Genomic DNA, 18,050 nt, shown 5'->3' on the forward strand with positions numbered 1-18,050 from the left:
GCAGGGTGTGGGTCATGGTGCTCATGCGCGCGCCACCTCCAGGGTGGCCGCGGCCAGCAGCGGCGCAGTGGCGCCGTGGCCAGTCTCCAGCCACACGCAGCCCGGGGCCACGCGCGCATCCAGCAGCACCTGCAAGGTGGCGGTGCCGGTGGCAGTGGAGAACTTCGCCATCGCACCTTGCGCCAGACCGAGCGCGGCGGCATCCGCCGGGTTCAGGCTGGCGTGCGGGCCGGCATTGAGCGGATGCGCCTGCAGCGCATGGCTGCGGCGGACCACCGCATCCACCCGATAGATCGCCTGCGAGGCGGCCACCTGCAGGCCGCTGCCGGCGGCCGGCGCGGCGCTGCCCGCGGCAACCTGCACGGCCACCGGGGCCAGCCCGGCGCGCAGACCGTCGAGGTCGGTGAACTCGAAGCCCGGCAGCGCCAACGCGCCGCCGAGCGCGCGCAGCACGCGCCAGCCTGGGCGGGCCTGGCCCGGCAGCTTCGCCGCGGCCACCGCCTGCTGGTCGCGGCCATCGAGGTTGGTCAGGGTGGCGTCGATTTCCGGCAGCGCGCCGACCGGCAGGATCACGTCGGCCACCGCGCGGGTCGAGGTGCAGGCGAACTGGCTGAACGCCACCACCCGCGCGCCGCCCAGCGCCTTCAGCGCGGCCTGCTGATCGGCAAAATCCAGGCCCGGCTCGATCCCGTACAGCACGTAGGCCTTGCGCGGCTGGCGCAGCATCGCCTGCGCGTCCAGCCCGGCCGGCAGCACGCCGTGGCGGGCCAGACCGAGGGCATTGGCGCCCTGCGGGATGCGGCACAGCTTCGCGTTCCTGGCCGCGGCGAACGCGGCGGCCGCCTGGCGGATCGCGGCGGCATGCGGGCCGTTCTCGGCCACGCCGCCCACGATCACCGCAATCCGCACGGCATCGCCCAGATCCACGCCGGCCAAGGCCGCGGCCAGCTGCGCCGGCGGCACGATGTGCTTGGACGCGATGCCGAAGGTGAAGTCGAAGTCCACCGGATTGACCACGTGGACCTTTGCCCCGCGCTTGGCCGCCTTGCGCACGCGCTGGTGCAGCAGCGGCACTTCATGCCGCAGGTTGGAGCCGACGATGACGATGGCATCGGCCTGCTCGATCTCGGCCACCGGCATGGCAAACGGCTCGGCCGTGGCGCCATCGGAGAGGTCAAGCTGGCCGATGCGGTGGTCGAGGTGGCGGCTGCCGAGACCGCCGGCCAGGCGCGCGCCAGCAGCGTGCCCTCCTCGTTCGAGGTCGCCGGGTGCGCCAGCACGCCGAGGGCGTCGCCGGCGGACTCGCGCAGGATCCTCACGGCCATGTCCAGCGCCTCGTCCCACGAGGCCTCGCGGAAGCCGTCGCCGTCGCGGATCAGCGGGACCGTGGCGCGGTCGTCGGCGGTCAGCCCCTCGTGCGCGTAGCGGTCGCGGTCGGACAGCCAGCACTCGTTCACCGCCTCGTTGTCGCGCGGCACGCTGCGCAGCAGCTCGCCGCGGCGCACGTGGTGGAACAGGTTGCTGCCCAGGGCGTCGTGATAGCCGAGCGAAGGCCGCGCGATCAGCTCCCACGGGCGCGCCTTGAAGCGGTACACCTTGTTGGTGAGCGCGCCGACCGGGCACACGTCAATCACGTTGCCCGACAGCTCGGTCATCAGCGGCTGGCCGTCGTAGGTGCCGATCTGCAGGTTCTCGCCGCGCTGCATGCCGCCCAGCTCGTAGGTACCGGCGATCTCCGCGGTGAAGCGCACGCAGCGCGTGCACTGGATGCAGCGGGTCATCTCGGTGGCGACCAGCGGACCCAGGTCCTCGTCCGGCACCACCCGCTTGCGCTCGACGAAACGGCTGACCGAGCGGCCGTAGCCCAGCGACAGGTCCTGCAGCTCGCATTCGCCACCCTGGTCGCAGATCGGGCAGTCCAGCGGGTGGTTGATCAGCAGGAACTCCATCACGTTGCGCTGGGCCTTCAGCGCCTTGTCGTTGCGGGTGAACACCTTCATCCCGTCCATCACCGGGGTGGCGCAGGCCGGTGACGGCTTGGGCGCAGGGCGCCCGCCGATTTCGGTGTCCACCAGGCACATGCGGCAGTTGGCCGCGATCGGCAGCTTCTCGTGGTAGCAGAAGCGCGGGATCGGGATGCCCGCCTTGTCGGCGGCCTGGATGATCATCGACCCCTTCGGCACCGCCATTTCGACACCATCGATGCTGATGGTGACGTGGTCGGGCGGCAGGTTCGGATTGACGGGTTGTGCGCTCACGCCACCACCTTCTCAGCCGTGGCCAGCGTGCCGGCGCGTTCGTCGTCGACGTAGAAGCGCTTGTGCACGATGGCGTATTCGAATTCATGCCAGAAATGGCGCAGGAAACCCTGCACCGGCCACGCCGCGGCTTCGCCGAAGGCGCAGATGGTGTGGCCCTCGATCTGCCCGGCGGCCGCGCGCAGCATGACCAGATCGTCCATCGTCGCCTCGAAGTTCACGATCCGCGTCAGCATCCGGTACATCCAGCCGGTGCCCTCACGGCACGGGGTGCACTGGCCGCAGCTCTCGGCCTTGTAGAAGCGGGCGATGCGCTGGCAGGCGCGCACCATGCAGGTGGTGTCGTCCATCACCACGACCGCGCCCGAGCCGAGGCCGGAGCCGGCTTTCTGGATGCTGTCGTAATCCATGGTCAGGCCCATCATCACCTCGCCGGGCAGCACCGGCATCGACGAGCCGCCCGGGATCACCGCCTTCAGCGTGCGGCCCGGGCGCATGCCGCCGGCCATGGCCAGCAGTTCCGCGAACGGGGTGCCGAGGCGGATCTCGAAGTTGCCGGGGTTGGCCACGTGGCCGGACACCGAGAAGATCTTGCAGCCGCCGTTGTTCGGCTTGCCCAGGCCCATGAACCACTCCGGCCCGTTGCGGATGATCGTCGGCACCGAGGCGTAGGTTTCGGTGTTGTTGATGGTGGTCGGCTTGCCGTACAGGCCGAAGTTGGCCGGGAACGGCGGCTTGTAGCGCGGCTGGCCTTTCTTGCCCTCCAGCGATTCCATCAGCGCGGTTTCCTCGCCGCAGATGTAGGCGCCGGCACCAAGCGCGTTATAGATGTCGATGTCGACGCCGCTGCCGAGGATGTTTTTCCCCAGCCAGCCGTGCCTGTAGGCCTCGGCCAGCGCCTCCTCGATATGCTCGAACGGCTCGTGGTGGAACTCGCCGCGCAGGTAGTTGTAGGCCACGGTGCTGCCGGTGGCATAGCAGGCGATCGCCATGCCCTCGATCACCGCGTGCGGGTTGTAGCGCAGGATGTCGCGGTCCTTGCAGGTGCCCGGCTCGGATTCGTCCGAGTTGCACAGGATGTATTTCTGGCCCGGCCCCTTGGGCATGAAGCTCCACTTCAGGCCGGTCGGGAACCCCGCGCCGCCGCGGCCGCGCAGGCCGGAGGCCTTGACCATTTCGATGATGTCGGCCGGCGGGATCTTCTCGGTCAGCACCTTGCGCAGCGCCTGGTAGCCGCCGGTCTTGAGGTAGTTCTCGTACGACCAGGGCTTGTCGAAGTGCAGCGTGGTGTACACCGCCTGGTATTCCTTCGGCGCGGGGCCGACGGGACCATAGCCTTCCGAATAGTGCGAATGTCCGCCCATTACTTCAGCCCGTCCAGCAGCTCGTCCACCTTCTCGACGGTGAGCTTCTCGTGGTAATGCCCGTTGATCACGACCACCGGCGCGCCGCAGCAGGCGGCCACGCACTCTTCCTCGCGCTTGAGGTAGATGCGGCCATCGGCGGTGGATTCGCCGAGCTGGCAGCCGAGCTTCTTCTCCGCATGCGCCACCAGGCCTTCGGCGCCGTTGAGCCAGCAGCTGATGTTGGTGCAGAAGGCCACGTTGTTGCGGCCGACCTTCTTCGTCTCGAACATCGAATAGAAGGTCGCCACCTCGTAGGCCCACACCGGCGGCAGGTCCAGGTACTTGGCCACCGCCGCCATCAGCTCGTCGGTCAGCCAACCGCCGTTCTGCTCCTGTGCCGCGTGCAGGCCCTGCAGCAGCGCCGAGCGCTTGCGGTCCGGCGGGAACTTGGCCAGCCAGTGGTCGATATGCGCCCGCGTCGCGTCCGACAGCACAACCATCGGATCGACGTGGCGGCAGGCCTCGAAATTGCCCGTCGCTCTCATCGGTCAACCTCACCAAACACAATGTCGTAGGTGCCGATCATGGCCACCACGTCGGCCAGCATGTGGCCCTTCACGATCTCGTCCATCGAGGACAGGTGGGCGAAGCCCGGCGCGCGCAGGTGCACGCGGAACGGCTTGTTGGCGCCGTCGCTGACCAGGTAGCAGCCGAACTCGCCCTTCGGCGCTTCCACCGCGGCGTAGGTCTCGCCGGCAGGCACGCAATAGCCCTCGGTGAACAGCTTGAAGTGGTGGATCAGCGCTTCCATGCTCTGCTTCATGTCATCGCGCGACGGCGGCGCCACCTTGTAGTTGTCCAGCATCACCGGGCCCGGGTTGGCCTTCAGCCACTTCACGCACTGGGCGATGATGCGGTTGGCCTGACGCATCTCCGCAATGCGCACCAGATAGCGGTCGTAGCAGTCGCCGTTGACGCCCACCGGGATGTCGAAATCGACCTCGGCGTACTTGGCGTAGGGCTGTTTCTTGCGCAGGTCCCAGGCGATCCCGGAACCGCGCAGCATCGGGCCGCTCATGCCCCAGGCCTTGGCCTGCTCGGGCGTCACCACGCCGATCCCGACGGTGCGCTGCTTCCAGATGCGGTTGTCGGTCAGCAGGGTCTCGTACTCATCGATCCGCTTGGGGAAGTCCTGGGTGAAATGCTCCAGGTAGTCCAGCAGCGAGCCTTCGCGCCACGCGTTGAAGCGCTTGAGCTTGGCGCCCTTGCGCCAGGGCGACTCCCTGTACTGCGGCATCCGGTCCGGCAGGTCGCGGTACACGCCGCCGGGACGGTAATAGGCCGCGTGCATGCGCGCGCCGCTGACCGCCTCGTAGCAGTCCATCAGTTCCTCGCGCTCGCGGAAGGCGTACAGGAACACCGCCATCGCGCCGAGGTCGAGCGCGTTCGAGCCCACCCACATCAGGTGGTTCAGGATGCGGGTGATCTCGTCGAACATGGTGCGGATCCACTGCGCCCGCTCCGGCGCCTCGATCCCCAGCAGCGTCTCGATCGCGCGCACGTAGGCGTGCTCGTTGCACATCATCGAGACATAGTCGAGCCGGTCCATGTAGCCGATCGACTGGTTGAACGGCTTGCTCTCGGCGAGCTTTTCGGTAGCGCGGTGGAGCAGGCCGATGTGCGGGTCGGCGCGGCGCACCACCTCGCCATCCATCTCCAGGATCAGGCGCAGCACGCCGTGTGCGGCCGGGTGCTGCGGGCCGAAGTTCAGGGTGTAGTTGCGGATCTCCTGCTGCGCCTCCGCCAGGCTGCTGGCGAAGGTGTCGCTGCCGGGGTTCGAATGCAGGTTCATCGGCGCGCCTCCCGGCTCAGGATGCGGCCCTCGCGTTCGCCCTCGGCGGTGGCCAGACCAGCGTCGTCGCGGATCACGCGGGCCACGCCCACGCGCGGCTCCACGCTGGTGACGGGTTCATACACCACGCGCTGCTTCTCCTCGTCGTAGCGCACTTCCACGTTGCCGACCAGCGGGAAGTCCTTGCGGAACGGATGCCCCACGAAGCCGTAGTCGGTGAGGATCCGGCGCAGGTCCGGATGCCCCTCGAAGATGATCCCGAACAGGTCGAACGCCTCGCGCTCGAACCAGTTGGCGCCCGACCACACCGGCGTGACGGAGGCCACCACGGGCAGACCATCGTCGGGCGCGAAACACCGCACCCGCAGGCGCCGGTTGCGCGCGATCGACAGCAGATGCAGGACCACGGCGAAACGGCGCGGGCCGACCGCGTCCGGGGCCTCGGCCAGCGGCTGCGCGACCTGGTGCGAGGGGCGCTCGCCCCAGGCGAAGCGGCCGGGGCCCTGCCCCTCCACGCCGCGGCTGAAGCCCTCGGAGGACACGTCGGTGTCCCACTCGTCGCTGCCGTAGCCGAGGTAATCGACCCCGCACAGGTCGATGAAGGTGTCGAAGCCGAACGCATCGCGCAGCGCGGTGCAGGCACCCAGCCAGTCGGCGGCCGGGACTTCCAGCGTCACCTCGCCGCGCGGCTGCGCGACCTGCACGGCGGCCTCGCCGAAGCGGGCGGCCAGTTCCTGGGCCAGGGCGATCATGCGCGCGCGCCCTCGGGCCTGGGCGTCCGCGAGAACGGGTTCTGTTCCATGCGGCGGATCTTCTTCTGCAGTTGCAGGATGCCGTACACCAGCGCCTCGGCGGTCGGCGGGCAACCGGGGACGTACACGTCCACCGGCACCACGCGGTCGCAGCCGCGCACGACGGAATACGAGTAGTGGTAGTAGCCGCCGCCGTTGGCGCAGCTGCCCATCGAGATGACCCACTTCGGGTCGGGCATCTGGTCGTAGACCTTGCGCAGCGCCGGGGCCATCTTGTTGACCAGGGTGCCGGCCACGATCATCACGTCGGACTGGCGCGGCGACGGGCGGAACACCACGCCGTAGCGGTCGAGGTCCAGGCGCGCCGCGCCGGCGTGCATCATCTCCACCGCGCAGCAGGCCAGGCCGAAGGTCATCGGCCACATCGAGCCGGTGCGCGCCCAGTTCCACAGCGCGTCCATGCTGGTGGTGACGAAGCCGTTCTGCAGCAGCGGATTGTCGCCTTCGGGCCGCAGGATGTCGTCCAGCCGCCCTTCCGGCAGCGGGTTGCTGGCAGCTTCCAGTACTGATCGGACGATATTGCTCATTCCCACTCCAGCGCGCCGCGCTTCCACACGTACACGAAGCCGATCACCAGCAGCGTGAGGAACACGCCCATCTCGATCAGGCCGAACACCCCCAGCTCGCGGAACACCACGGCCCAGGGGGAAGACGAAGGCGATTTCCAGGTCGAACACGATGAACAGGATCGCGACCAGGTAGTAGCGCACGTCGAACGGCATGCGCGCATTCTCGAAGGCGCCAAAGCCGCACTCGTAGGGCGACAGCTTTTCCCCGAGGGCCGCTTGGGGCCGAGCACGTTGCCGACGATGATCAGGGCGATGCCGATCCCGGTGGCGACGATCAAAAACAGCAGGGTGGGCAGGTATTCGGCCAGCACGCTCGCCTCTTCTGGTTGTTCGTGGGCTTGCCGGCCGCATCGGCCGCTCGCTAACAGCCGCGCATTCTAACCGGCCACGCGCGGCCGCGGCCAGACCTGACGCGCGCGATCCGGGCGTTTTGCGCACGCAATCCGCGCTTCGCGCGCACTTGCCGAGAACCGTTCTCAACACGTCGATCGAAATACCCGGATCGAACCCCTGCACGGGCGGCCGTTTCCTGTGTCGCTTCCCCGCCTTCCGCATCGCGCGCCGCACCCGCCGCGGCTGCGCGGCGTAGACTGTGCGATCCATTTACTCCCGGCGATCCCGCCCAGAGGCACCATGAGCGGCGACACCGCACCCGCCCTGTTCTCCGATCTCGGCCTGCCCGAGCCCCTGCTGGCTGCGCTGCGCGACGTCGGCTACGAAACCCCCCTCGCCGATCCAGGCTGCCACCATCCCGCCACTGCTGGAAGGCCGCGACCTGCTGGGCCAGGCGCAGACCGGCACCGGCAAGACCGCCGCCTTCGCCCTGCCCGCGCTGGCGCGACTGGAGGCGGCCCCGGGCAAGCCGCAGGTGCTGGTGCTCGCGCCGACCCGCGAGCTGGCGATCCAGGTCGCGGAGGCCTTCCAGAAGTACGCCCACCACGTGCCCGGGTTCCAGATCCTGCCGATCTACGGCGGACAGGGCTACGGCCCGCAGTTGCACGCGCTGCGCCGCGGTGTGCATGTGGTGGTAGGCACCCCGGGCCGGGTGATCGACCATCTCGAGCGCGGCACCCTGGATCTGTCCGGGCTGCGCATGCTGGTGCTGGACGAAGCGGATGAAATGCTGCGCATGGGCTTCATCGACGACGTCGAGGCGGTGCTGAAGAAGACCCCGGACACCCGCCAGGTGGCGCTGTTCTCCGCGACCATGCCGGCGCCGATCAAGCGCATCGCCCAGACCTATCTGCGCGCGCCGGTGGAGATCGCGATCAAGGCGCAGACCACCACCGCGGCCAGCATCCGCCAGCGCTACTGGATGGTGAGCGGCACCAACAAGCTGGACGCGCTGACCCGGATCCTGGAGGCCGAGCCGTTCGAGGCCATGATCATCTTCGCGCGCACCAAACTGGGCACCGAGGAGCTGGCCGAGAAGCTGTCCGCGCGCGGCTTCGCAGCGGCGGCGATCAACGGCGACGTGGAGCAGAAGACCCGCGAGCGCACCATCCAGCGCCTGAAGGACGGCGACATCGACGTACTGGTGGCCACCGACGTGGCCGCGCGCGGGCTGGACGTGGAGCGCATCAGCCACGTGCTGAACTACGACATCCCGTACGACACCGAGAGCTACGTGCACCGCATCGGCCGCACCGGCCGCGCCGGCCGCAGCGGCGAGGCGATCCCTGTTCGTGGCCCCGCGCGAGCGCGGCATGCTCGGTGCGATCGAGCGCGCCACCCGCCAGAAGATCGAGCCGATGGCCCTACCCAGCGTGGACGCGGTGAACGAGCGCCGGGTCGCCAAGTTCCTCGACCGCATCGATGGCGCGCTGGCCGGCGACGACCTGTCGGTGTTCCGCGACCTGGTGGAACGCTACGAGCGCGAAAAGAACGTGCCGGCGGTGGAGATCGCCGCAGGGCTGGCCAAGCTGGTGCAAGGCAAGACCCCGCTGCTGCTGCCCAGGCCGGCGGTGCCGGAAACGGCCTCCATCGCACGCGAGGAGCGCCCGCCGCGGGCCGAACGTCCAGCCCGCGAGCCGCGCGAGCGCGGCCCGCGCGCAGCGCTGCCGGCCGACGTCGGGATGCAGACCTACCGCATCGAGGTGGGCTACCGGCACGGCGCCCAGCCCGGCCATATCGTCGGCGCCATCGCCAACGAGGCCGATCTGGAGAGCCGCTACATCGGCCGCATCGACATCCGCGACGACTACACCCTGGTGGACCTGCCGGAAGGGATGCCCGACGAACTGTTGCAGCACATGCAGACGGTACGCGTGGCCAGCCGCCCGCTGCGGATGCGCCCGGCCACCGCCGCCGACATCGACGCCCCCAAGCGCAAGCGCGCCTTCGGTCCGCCGCGCGGCGCCCGCCCGGGCCCGGGTGGCCCGCGCACGCCCGGCGGCTTCAAGCCGCGCGGGCCACGCTGACCCACGCGGCACGCGCCTCCGCCGCGATTCCCGCGCAGGCCGCCATCGCGCTGGTCTGCGCGGGCGCGCGCTGCGGCGACAATGATGTCCCCGCCCTTGCCGTGGCCCCACACGGGATGACCGCCCCGCCCTCCACGTCCAGCGATGCCCTGGTCATCGGCGCCGGTGCCGCCGGCCTGATGTGCGCGCTGACCGCCGGCCAGCGCGGCCTGCGCGTGCGGGTGCTCGACCATGCCAACAAGATCGGCAAGAAGATCCTGATGTCCGGCGGCGGGCGCTGCAATTTCACCAACACCGGCACCACGCCCGCGAACTACCTCTCGGCCAACCCGCACTTCTGCAAGTCGGCGCTGGCGCGCTACACGCCCTGGCATTTCATCGAGCGGGTGGAGCGGCACGGCATCGCCTACCACGAGAAGGAACTCGGCCAGCTGTTCTGCGACGAGTCCTCCAGGCAGATCGTGGCCATGCTGCTGGCCGAATGCGCGGCCGCCGGGGTGGAGATCCGCACCCACTGCGCGATCGAACGGGTGGAGCACACCGACGCCGGCCGCTTCCGCCTGCACACCGCGCAGGGCCGCTTCGAGGCGCCGGCGCTGGTGGTGGCCAGCGGCGGGCTGTCGATCCCCAGCATGGGCGCCAGCGGCTTCGGCTACGAACTGGCCCGGCAGTTCGGCCACGCGGTGCTGCCCACGCGCGCCGGGCTGGTGCCGCTGACGCTGAGCGGCAAGCACGCCGAGCGCCTGCACGACCTCGCCGGGGTGGCGCTGCCGGTGGAGGCGCGCTGCAACGGCATGGCCTTCCGCGACTTCCTGCTGGTGACCCACCGCGGCATCAGCGGCCCGGCGATCCTGCAGATCTCCAACTACTGGCAACCCGGCGACGACCTGCGGCTGGACCTGCTGCCCGGGCAGGACGCGGATGCGCTGCTGCGCGCGTGGCAGCAGTCGCGGCGCAACGCCGACCTGAAGACGCTGTTGGCCGAGGTGCTGCCCAAACGCTTCGCGCAGCGCCTGTGCGAGCACTGGCTCGCCAGCAAACCGCTGCGCCAGTACACCCCGCGCGAACGGGGCGGCATCGCCGCCCTGCTGCGCGACTGGCCGCTGGTGGCCAGCGGCACCGAGGGCTACCGCACCGCCGAGGTGACCCTGGGCGGGGTGGACACCAACGGCCTCTCGTCCAGCACGATGATGTCCCGGCACGTGCCTGGGCTGTATTTCATCGGCGAAGTGGTGGATGTCACCGGCTGGCGGGCGGCTACAACTTCCAGTGGGCCTGGGCCAGCGGCCACGCCGCCGGCGACGCGCTGGGCGGCTGAGCCGGCGCGTCAGAACGGCTGCAGCGGCAGGCCCAGGTAGGGATGCACCAGCCACCACACCGCGAACACCGCCAGCGCCCACAGCAGCAGCTTGAACAGCACGCCGGCGACCTTCAACGCCAGCCACACGCCCAGCACCAGCAGGACCGCCCCGACCCAGGTCATGCGGCCTCCATGGCATCGGCCAGCGGTCGCAGCTGCGGATCCAGCGCGATGCGCTCGTCGAACACGAAGCAGCGGCCGCTGTAGCCGGCCCCGCCGACGCGCTCGAAATAGCCGAGGATGCCATCATCCAGCTGCAGCACGTTGCCCATCCCGTCCGCGCGCATCCACAGCGCCGCCTTCTCGCAGCGGATGCCGCCGGTGCACACGCTGACCACGGTGGCATCGCGCAGCGCCTCGCGGTGCGGGGCCAGCGCCGCCGGCAGGTCGCTGAAACGGTCGATCGCCAGGGTCAGCGCACCCTCGAAGGTGCCGTGCGCGATCTCCTGCCGGTTGCGGGTGTCCAGCACCACCAGGCGGCGCCCCGCATCGTCGTGTCCCTGCGCGATCCAGCGCGCCAGCGTCGGCGCATCCACCGCCGGCGCGCGCATGCCGGTCGCCAGCGGCGAGGCGGCCTCGCGGCGGAAGGTGATGATCTCGGCCTTGCGCTTGACCTTCAGCCGCGCGAACCGGCTGCGCCCGGCTCCAGCTCTCCTTGGCATGCAGGGCGGCAAAGCGCGGGTCGGCGCGCAGCCACGCCAGGAACTCGCGCAACGGTGCCTCCACGCCAGCGAGGAACAGGTTCAGGCCTTCCGGGGTGACCAACATCGTGCCGCGCAGCGCCGCGGCCTCGGCGCGCTCACGCAGGCGCGCGGCCAGCGCATCGGCATCGTCGATGGCCACGAACAGGTAGGCGGCGATGTTGAGGATCATGCGGGGTGGCCCGGTGCGCTCGGCGGCAAAGCGCGCATTCTAGTCGCCCGCAGGCTGCCGACACGGCATCCTGTGCGGATGCGAACGTTCGATGGTTCCCCCGGCTGGCCGTGATCGGCGGCGGCCCCGCCGGCCTGATGGCGGCCGAAACCGCGCGCGCAGCCGGTGTCGAGGTGCACCTATTCGAGGCCAAGGGTTCGGTGGGGCGCAAGTTCCTGATCGCGGGCAAGGGCGGCCTGAACCTCACCCATTCCGAGCCGCGACCGGGTTTCGACGCCCGCTACCGCGAGCGTGCGGCGGAGGTCGCACGCTGGCTGGACGGCTTCGACGCCGCGGCCCTGCGCGCCTGGGCCGCCGGGCTGGGGGTGGAGACCTACGTCGGCAGTTCGGGCCGGGTGTTCCCACGCGACCACAAGGCGGCGCCGCTGCTGCGCAGCTGGGTACGCCGGCTGAAGGACGCGGGCGTGCAGATGCATGTGCGCCACCGGTGGCTGGGCTGGGAGGCGGACGGCGCGCTGCGCTTCTCCACGCCCGCGGGCGAACGCCGCGTGCAGGCGCAGGCGGTCGTGCTCGCCCTCGGCGGCGGCAGCTGGCCGCAGCTGGGCTCCGACGGTGGCTGGATCGACATCCTGCGCGCGCGCGGCGTCGCCATCGCGCCGCTGCGTCCGGCCAACTGCGGCTTCGACATCGGCTGGAGCCAACATCTGGCCACCCGCTTCGCCGGCGCGCCGCTGAAGCCGGTGGTCGCGCACTGGCACGATGCCGAAGGCCGCGCGCAGGCGCTGCAAGGCGAATGCGTGCTCACCGCGACCGGGATCGAGGGCAGCCTGGTGTATGCGATCGGCGCCGACCTGCGCGCTGCCATCGCCCGCGACGGTAGCGCGCTGCTGCGCCTGGACCTGGTGCCGGGCCGCGATCAGGCCCGCCTGGCGGCCGACCTGGGCAAACCGCGCAAGGGCCGCAGCCTGGGCGAACACCTGCGCCGCCAGTCCGGGCTGGACGCCGCCAAATGCGCGCTGCTGTTCGAAGTGCTGGACCCGCCGTCGGCGCAGGACGGGCCGCCGGACATGGCGCGGATCGCGGCCTGCCTGAAACGGCTGCCGCTGCGCCTGCGCGCCCCGCGCCCGCTGGCCGAGGCGATCTCCAGCGCCGGCGGCGTGCGGCTGGAGGCGCTGGACGCGGGGCTGATGCTGCAGCCGCTGCCGGGCGTGTTCTGCGCCGGCGAGATGCTGGACTGGGAAGCCCCGACCGGCGGCTACCTGCTCACCGCCTGCTTCGCCAGTGGCCGCCTCGCCGGCGAGGGCGCGGCGCGCTACCTGCAGGCGCGCGCCTGAGCCATCCCGGCACGGTCGCCTTCAGCGCTTTTCCGTAGCCGCGCTGCCCGTTGCCGCTTTCGCCGCCGCCTTGGCCGCCTCCGCCGCGGCCCGCGCGCGCTCGGCCTGGTCCTGCTGGAACTCGGCCATGTACGGCAGGTCGCGCAGCACCTTCGAATGCGGATCCAGGGTGTAGCTCTCGTCCGCCGCGATCGCCACCGCGCCCTGCCCGCCGGCCATCGGCACCTCCACCACGCGGCGGCCGATGCGCACCTGCACCGGCATCGGGAACGGCCGGTCGCCCTCCACCTGCCAGCGCAGGTGCAGCGTGCCGCCGTCGCGCTCGGCCAGCAGCGCCGGCAGCTTGACCGTGCGCAGGTAGGCATCGAAGAACCAGCGGTAGTCCTTCCCGGTGACGCGACTCACGATCGCGACGAAATCGTCGGTCGAGGCCTGGCGCGGCCGGAACTGCCCGGGTCTGGGATCGTCCGTGCCGTACACCAGCTCGCGGATGCTGTGGAAGAAGGCGTCGTCGCCGATCAGTCCGCGCAGGGTGTGCAGCATCAGCGCGCCCTTGTAGTACACGTCGTTGCCCGGGCCGCGGCTGGCATCCGAGACGTCCTTCTCCAGCATCGGGCGGCCGGCCACCACCGGGTGTTTCAGCATCAGCACCGAGCGCATCTTCATCAGCGCGGCAAAGTACTCCATGTCGCCGCGCAGCCACTGCAAATACAGCGGCTGCATGTAGGTGGCGAACCCCTCGTGCAGCCAGAAGTCGTCCCAGTCGGTATTGGTCAGCTGGTTGCCGAACCACTCGTGCGCGAACTCGTGCTGCAGTAGCCAGTCGTAGCCGGTCTCGGCCTTGCGGTAGTCGTTGCCGTAGGCATTGATGGTCTGGTGCTCCATGCCCAGGTGCGGGGTCTCCACCACCCCCCATCTTCTCGTCGCCGAACGGGTACGGGCCGATCCTCTCCTCGAAGAACTCCAGCATCGGCGCGAACTGCGCGAACAGCTCTTCGGCCTGGGCGCGGCGGCCCTTGAGGTACCAGAAGCGCAGCGGGATGGTGTTGCCGTAGCGGGATTTGTAGTCGGCCTGCAGCAGCGCGTACGGGCCGATGTTGAGCGCGATCGCGTAGGTGGCCGGCTGGCGCGCGCTCCAGTGGTAGGTGCGCCAGCCGTCCTGCTCGTCCATCCCGGTCTGCACGCCGTTGCTGGCCGCCACCAGCGGCGCCGGCACCGTGATGTGCTGCACCACCCGCTCCGGCTTGGCCAGCGGGTGGTCGATGCACGGCCACAGGAGGTCGCAGCCCTCGCCCTGCACCGCGGTGGCCACCCACGGCTCGCCGCTCGGCGCGGTGGCCCAGACGATGCCGCCGTCCCACGGCGCCTTCTTCGCCTCGTGCGGGTGCCCGGCATAGCGGATGTGCAGCACTGGCCGCGCTCCGGCCGGCAGCGGCGCCTCCAACGCGATGCGCATGCGTCCTTCGGGATTGCTCCAGCGCACCGGGCGGCCGTCCACCTCCACCGCGGATACGGCGTAATTGCGGTCCAGGTCCACCACCAGCGCCTGCAGCGGGCGCGCCAGGCGCAGGGTGAGGTGCGCGTCCGCGTCCAGCCACTTGCGCGCGGGATCGACCTTGAACGCGAGGTCCGCCAGTTCGATCGTGGTCGCCAGCTGCTCCGGCGTGCGCGGCAGGCCGGTGGCGGCGGTGGTGGCGGTCAGCGGCGGCTGCTCGGCGCGCAGGGCGACGGCGGGAACGCACAGGGCGAAGGCAAGCAGGCAGCGACGGACAGGCATGGCGGCGGGCATCGGAGGGACTTCCACCACCTTGGCACGATCGCCGGCACCCCGTCACTGTCGTTGGTCATGCGCCGCGGCTGAAGCCCGGCTTCACGCATTCTGAACGCGCACTGGCGGCCCTTTGCGGGACGCGGAAATCTCAGCCACGATTCATCCCGAAAACCGCCTACTGCCGGCAAGGGCGCGAATGGGTCGCGCCCGGGGAGACACCCGCCATGAACCGCATTCCCGCTTTCCGTCCGCTGGCCCTGGCCGTGCTGGGCTCCGCGCTGGCACTGGGCGCATTGATGCCGGCCGCCGCCCAGGACAACGGCGACCGCCAAGAAGGACGCTGGCAGCGCCAGGCCGAACGCGCACGCCCCAGCCCGCCGCCCGCGCCGGAAAACCGGCCGCCGGCCCCCGCCCCGGCCATGCGTGGGAACGACTTCCCGCGTCCGGCGCAGGTCGAGCCGCCGGCGGCACGCATCGAGCGCCCGCCGTTCAACCCCGGCCAGGCGGCCCCCGAGATGCGGCTGCCGCGCGGCCAGGATGCGCAGCGCCAGGAGAACTGGGGCGAGCTGGCCCGCCAGCAGATGCAGCGCCAGCAGCAGGATGCCCAGCGCGAGCAGCAGCGCCAGCGCTTCGACGAGCAGCGCATGGCGGACCAGCAGCGGCTCGACCAGCAGCGCATCGAGATGCAGCGCGAGCAGCAACGCCAGCGTTTCGAGGACCAGCGCGTCGCCGACCAGCAGCGGCTGGACATGCAGCGCGAGCAGCAACGCCAGCGCTTCGAGGACCAGCGCGTCGCCGACCAGCAGCGGCTGGACATGCAGCGCGAGCAACAGCGCCAGCGCTTCGAGGACCAGCGCATGGCCGACCCGCAGCGGCGCAACGACGGCAACCGCCCGGCGGAAGCCCCGCGCAGCCCGCAAGACTGGGCGATCCAGCAGGGCCTGGAGCGCGAGGCGCAGGCGCGCCGCAACGAGCAGGGCCCGCCCGGGCGCCCCGGCTGGCCCGGCAACCGCGGCGATGACCGCCCCGGCCGCATCCCGGATGCCGAGCGCCAGCGCAGGATCGAGGAGCAGCGCCGGCAACAGGCGGAGTGGCAGCGCGACGAGGCGCGCCGCCGCGCCGACTACGACCGCCAGCGCGACCGGCTGGAGCGCGAGCGCCGCAACGCCCAGTACCGCTACCAGCAGGATTACTGGCGGCGCTGGATGGCGGCGCAGGCGCGCTGGAATGCGTACCGCTTCGACTACTACAACGACCCGTTCTTCTACACGCCCTACGGCTACCGCTACGGCTTCGACGGCCGCTGGTACAGCACCAACAGCTACGGCGCGGAAGTCCTGCGCCAGGCGGTGCGCGACGGTTATCGCGAAGGCTGGTACGCCGGCCAGGCCGACCGCTACGACCACTGGCGGTTCGACTACCGCGGCAACTACGCGTGGATCGACGGCAGCTACGGCTACCCCGGCTACTACGTCAGCTTCGATGCCTACCGCTACTACTTCCGCCAGGGGTTTGAGCGCGGCTACCGCGACGGCTATTACGGCCGCTACGAATACGGCCGCTACGAAAACGGCAGCGCGACCATCCTGCCGGCGGTGCTGGGGATGATCCTGGCCTTCAGCATCATCAACTGAGGTGCGCCCGTTCCGCCCTTGCAGCGCCCGGCCTGGTGCCGGGCGTTGTCTTTCGGGGCACGGCCAAGCCGTTCAGCGCAGCTGGCTGTCCTTGCTGCCGCGGCGGTTGTAGCCGGCGAACGCGGCCTCCTCGGCATCCCGCGCCTGCTGGCAAGCCACGCACAGGCGCACGCCGGGGATGGCCTTGCGCCGCGCCTCGGGGATCACCGCCTCGCATTCCTCGCAGTGCGTCAGCCCCGGCCCGCTGGGGAGCCGGCTGCGCGCCCGCGCGATGCCGTCCTTCACGGTCGCATCGATCTGCTCCTGCACCGCCCCGTCGCCCGCCCAACCGGTGGCCATGCCCCACCTCCCGCCGCCTGCCATCGCAATCCCGCCGCGACGATACACCCGGCGCCGCCCGCGGACTGCCCGGGAGCTGAACGTCGGCATGACCGTCCGTCGGAAATAGAAATATTTTTCTAGACAAATTTTTCTATCAAGGGCAGCATCCCTCCAACCCAGATGGAATGCCCACGCCTCGCCATGCCCAAGCCCCGCCTGCCGAAGCCGACCCCCGCCGAACTCGAGGTGCTGCGCACGCTCTGGCAACTCGGCCCCAGCACCGCCCGCCAGGTCCATGAAGCGCAGCAGCGCGAGCGCCCGGAGCTGTCGTACGCGAACGTGCTGCGCCTGCTCCAGATCATGCACGGCAAGGGTCTGCTGAGCCGCGACGAACGCCAGCGCGCGCACGTCTATGCGCCGGTGCAGGCGCAGGGCTCGCTGCAGAACCGGCTGCTGGACGACCTCATCCACAAGGCGTTTTCCGGCTCCGGCAAGGCGCTGGTGATGGCGGCGCTGCGCGGCAACCGGGTCAGCGACGAGGAACGTGCCGAAATCCAGCGCTTCCTGGAGGAGAACCGCGATGCGTGATGCCTTCTTCCTGCTGGCGCCGGCACTGGGGGCCACCCTGCTCCACTTCCTGTGGCAGGGGACCTTGCTTGCGCTGCTCGCCTCCGGCGCGCTGGCCCTGCTGCGCGACGCCCGCGCGCAGACCCGCTACGCCATCGCCTGCCTGGCCCTGTTCGCGGCACTGCTATCGCCGCTGCTCACCCTGGGCTGGTTGCTGGCCAGCCCGTCGCTTGCCGCATCCGCCGCCGGTGCCGACCTGCCGACGACGGCGCCCGCCGCGCTCTCCGGCTGGCCATTGCTGCCCGAGGTCACGGCCTCCGGTGCCGCCGTCCGCTGGCCTTGGCTGGTGGTTGGCTGGGCGACGGGGGCCGGGCTGCTCGCGCTGCGGATGGCGGGCGGGCTGCTCTGGATCGGGCGCCTGCGCCGCCGCGCATGGGCGGACGACAACGGCGTCCTGCAAGCCATGGCCGATCCCCTGGCGCTACGCATCGGGCTGCGGAACCCAGTCCTCGTGCGCTTGAGCCGGGACATCGCCTCGCCGGTCGTGGCCGGCTGGTGGCGGCCGATGGTGCTGGTGCCCGCCGCACTGGCCCTGCGCATGCCAGCGTCGCTGCTCGAGGCACTGATCGCACACGAACTGGCGCACGTACGTCGCCACGATTACTTGGTCAACCTGCTGCAGGGCGTGGTCGAGACCCTGCTGTTCTACCACCCGGTCGTTTGGTGGCTGTCGCGTCGGATCCGCGAGGAGCGCGAGCTCATCGCCGACGACCTGGCCGCCAACGCGCTGGGGATCGCCGCCGGCTGGCGCTGGCCCTGGCGGAACTCGACCGCTCGTTCGCTGCATCCACGCCCACGCTCCCACGCTTCGCACCGGCCGCCCGAGGAGGCCAGCTCATGGCACGCATCCAGCATCTGATCCGCCCCCGCCGT

Annotated in this window: 13 protein-coding genes and 5 pseudogenes; 7 read left to right on the forward strand and 11 right to left on the reverse strand. The window is 70.6% G+C overall.

Annotation, left to right across the window (positions count from 1 at the left end):
• Window positions 1–21: 21 nt before the first annotated feature.
• The 7 genes and pseudogenes from nuoG to LJB71_RS09330 form a co-directional block, all read right to left on the reverse strand.
• Window positions 22–2,258: pseudogene (gene nuoG / locus LJB71_RS09300) on the reverse strand (NADH-quinone oxidoreductase subunit NuoG).
• Window positions 2,255–3,622, reverse strand: coding sequence for an NADH-quinone oxidoreductase subunit NuoF (nuoF, locus tag LJB71_RS09305; RefSeq protein ID WP_259303966.1), 1,368 nt, complete (start codon window positions 3,620–3,622; stop codon window positions 2,255–2,257). Before nuoF ends, nuoG begins: the two are co-directional and overlap by 4 nt.
• Window positions 3,622–4,149, reverse strand: a complete 528-nt coding sequence (gene nuoE / locus LJB71_RS09310; RefSeq protein ID WP_259303967.1) for an NADH-quinone oxidoreductase subunit NuoE — start codon at window positions 4,147–4,149, stop codon at window positions 3,622–3,624. Before nuoE ends, nuoF begins: the two co-directional genes overlap by 1 nt.
• The gene (locus tag LJB71_RS09315) at window positions 4,146–5,456 is read right to left on the reverse strand and encodes an NADH-quinone oxidoreductase subunit D (RefSeq protein ID WP_259303968.1); all 1,311 of its coding nucleotides are present in this window, start codon (window positions 5,454–5,456) and stop codon (window positions 4,146–4,148) included. Before LJB71_RS09315 ends, nuoE begins: the two co-directional genes overlap by 4 nt.
• Window positions 5,453–6,208, reverse strand: coding sequence for an NADH-quinone oxidoreductase subunit C (locus LJB71_RS09320; protein ID WP_259303969.1), 756 nt, complete (start codon window positions 6,206–6,208; stop codon window positions 5,453–5,455). The genes LJB71_RS09315 and LJB71_RS09320 overlap by 4 nt, the downstream gene beginning before the upstream one ends.
• Complete coding sequence (locus tag LJB71_RS09325) at window positions 6,205–6,795, reverse strand: NADH-quinone oxidoreductase subunit B (RefSeq protein ID WP_259303970.1); 591 nt, start codon at window positions 6,793–6,795, stop codon at window positions 6,205–6,207. The genes LJB71_RS09320 and LJB71_RS09325 overlap by 4 nt, the downstream gene beginning before the upstream one ends.
• Window positions 6,792–7,148: pseudogene (locus LJB71_RS09330) on the reverse strand (NADH-quinone oxidoreductase subunit A). Before LJB71_RS09330 ends, LJB71_RS09325 begins: the two are co-directional and overlap by 4 nt.
• A 322-nt stretch (window positions 7,149–7,470) precedes the next feature.
• On the opposite strand from LJB71_RS09330, the pseudogene LJB71_RS09335 reads away from it, so the two are divergent.
• Window positions 7,471–9,257 (forward strand): annotated as a pseudogene (locus tag LJB71_RS09335) (DEAD/DEAH box helicase).
• 116 nt (window positions 9,258–9,373) lie between these two features.
• Window positions 9,374–10,575, forward strand: a pseudogene (locus tag LJB71_RS09340) (NAD(P)/FAD-dependent oxidoreductase).
• 9 nt (window positions 10,576–10,584) lie between these two features.
• On the opposite strand, the gene LJB71_RS09345 reads toward LJB71_RS09340, so the two are convergent.
• A complete protein-coding gene (locus tag LJB71_RS09345; RefSeq protein ID WP_259303971.1) occupies window positions 10,585–10,740 on the reverse strand; it encodes a hypothetical protein in 156 nt (51 codons plus the stop codon).
• Window positions 10,737–11,490: pseudogene (locus LJB71_RS09350) on the reverse strand (sulfurtransferase). The gene LJB71_RS09345 and the pseudogene LJB71_RS09350 overlap by 4 nt, the downstream one beginning before the upstream one ends.
• 137 nt (window positions 11,491–11,627) lie before the next feature.
• Here LJB71_RS09350 and LJB71_RS09355 point away from each other — a divergent pair.
• Entirely contained in the window at window positions 11,628–12,824 is a 1,197-nt protein-coding gene (locus tag LJB71_RS09355) for a TIGR03862 family flavoprotein (RefSeq protein ID WP_259304780.1), read from the forward strand.
• Between the two features lie 21 nt (window positions 12,825–12,845).
• Here LJB71_RS09355 and LJB71_RS09360 read toward each other — a convergent pair whose 3' ends face one another.
• Complete coding sequence (locus tag LJB71_RS09360; protein WP_259303972.1) at window positions 12,846–13,730, reverse strand: M1 family aminopeptidase; 885 nt, start codon at window positions 13,728–13,730, stop codon at window positions 12,846–12,848.
• Between the two features lie 472 nt (window positions 13,731–14,202).
• Between LJB71_RS09360 and LJB71_RS09365 the strand changes: the two genes are divergently transcribed.
• The gene (locus tag LJB71_RS09365; RefSeq protein ID WP_259303973.1) at window positions 14,203–14,685 is read left to right on the forward strand and encodes a hypothetical protein; all 483 of its coding nucleotides are present in this window, start codon (window positions 14,203–14,205) and stop codon (window positions 14,683–14,685) included.
• 134 nt (window positions 14,686–14,819) lie between these two features.
• On the forward strand, window positions 14,820–16,229 hold the full coding sequence (locus tag LJB71_RS09370) for a hypothetical protein (protein WP_259303974.1): 1,410 nt from the start codon (window positions 14,820–14,822) through the stop codon (window positions 16,227–16,229).
• Window positions 16,230–16,301: 72 nt separating this feature from the next.
• On the opposite strand, the gene LJB71_RS09375 is transcribed toward LJB71_RS09370, so the two are convergent.
• On the reverse strand, window positions 16,302–16,568 hold the full coding sequence (locus LJB71_RS09375; RefSeq protein ID WP_114960493.1) for a DksA/TraR family C4-type zinc finger protein: 267 nt from the start codon (window positions 16,566–16,568) through the stop codon (window positions 16,302–16,304).
• Window positions 16,569–16,751: 183 nt separating this feature from the next.
• Here LJB71_RS09375 and LJB71_RS09380 point away from each other — a divergent pair, with 183 nt between their 5' ends.
• Window positions 16,752–17,138, forward strand: a complete 387-nt coding sequence (locus LJB71_RS09380; RefSeq protein WP_114960492.1) for a BlaI/MecI/CopY family transcriptional regulator — start codon at window positions 16,752–16,754, stop codon at window positions 17,136–17,138.
• Window positions 17,131–18,036, forward strand: coding sequence for a M56 family metallopeptidase (locus LJB71_RS09385; protein WP_259303975.1), 906 nt, complete (start codon window positions 17,131–17,133; stop codon window positions 18,034–18,036). Before LJB71_RS09380 ends, LJB71_RS09385 begins: the two co-directional genes overlap by 8 nt.
• Window positions 18,037–18,050: the final 14 nt, after the last annotated feature.

Origin of the sequence: Thermomonas sp. S9 (assembly GCF_024704365.1) — a bacterium.
Taxonomy (GTDB): Bacteria; Pseudomonadota; Gammaproteobacteria; order Xanthomonadales; family Xanthomonadaceae; genus Thermomonas.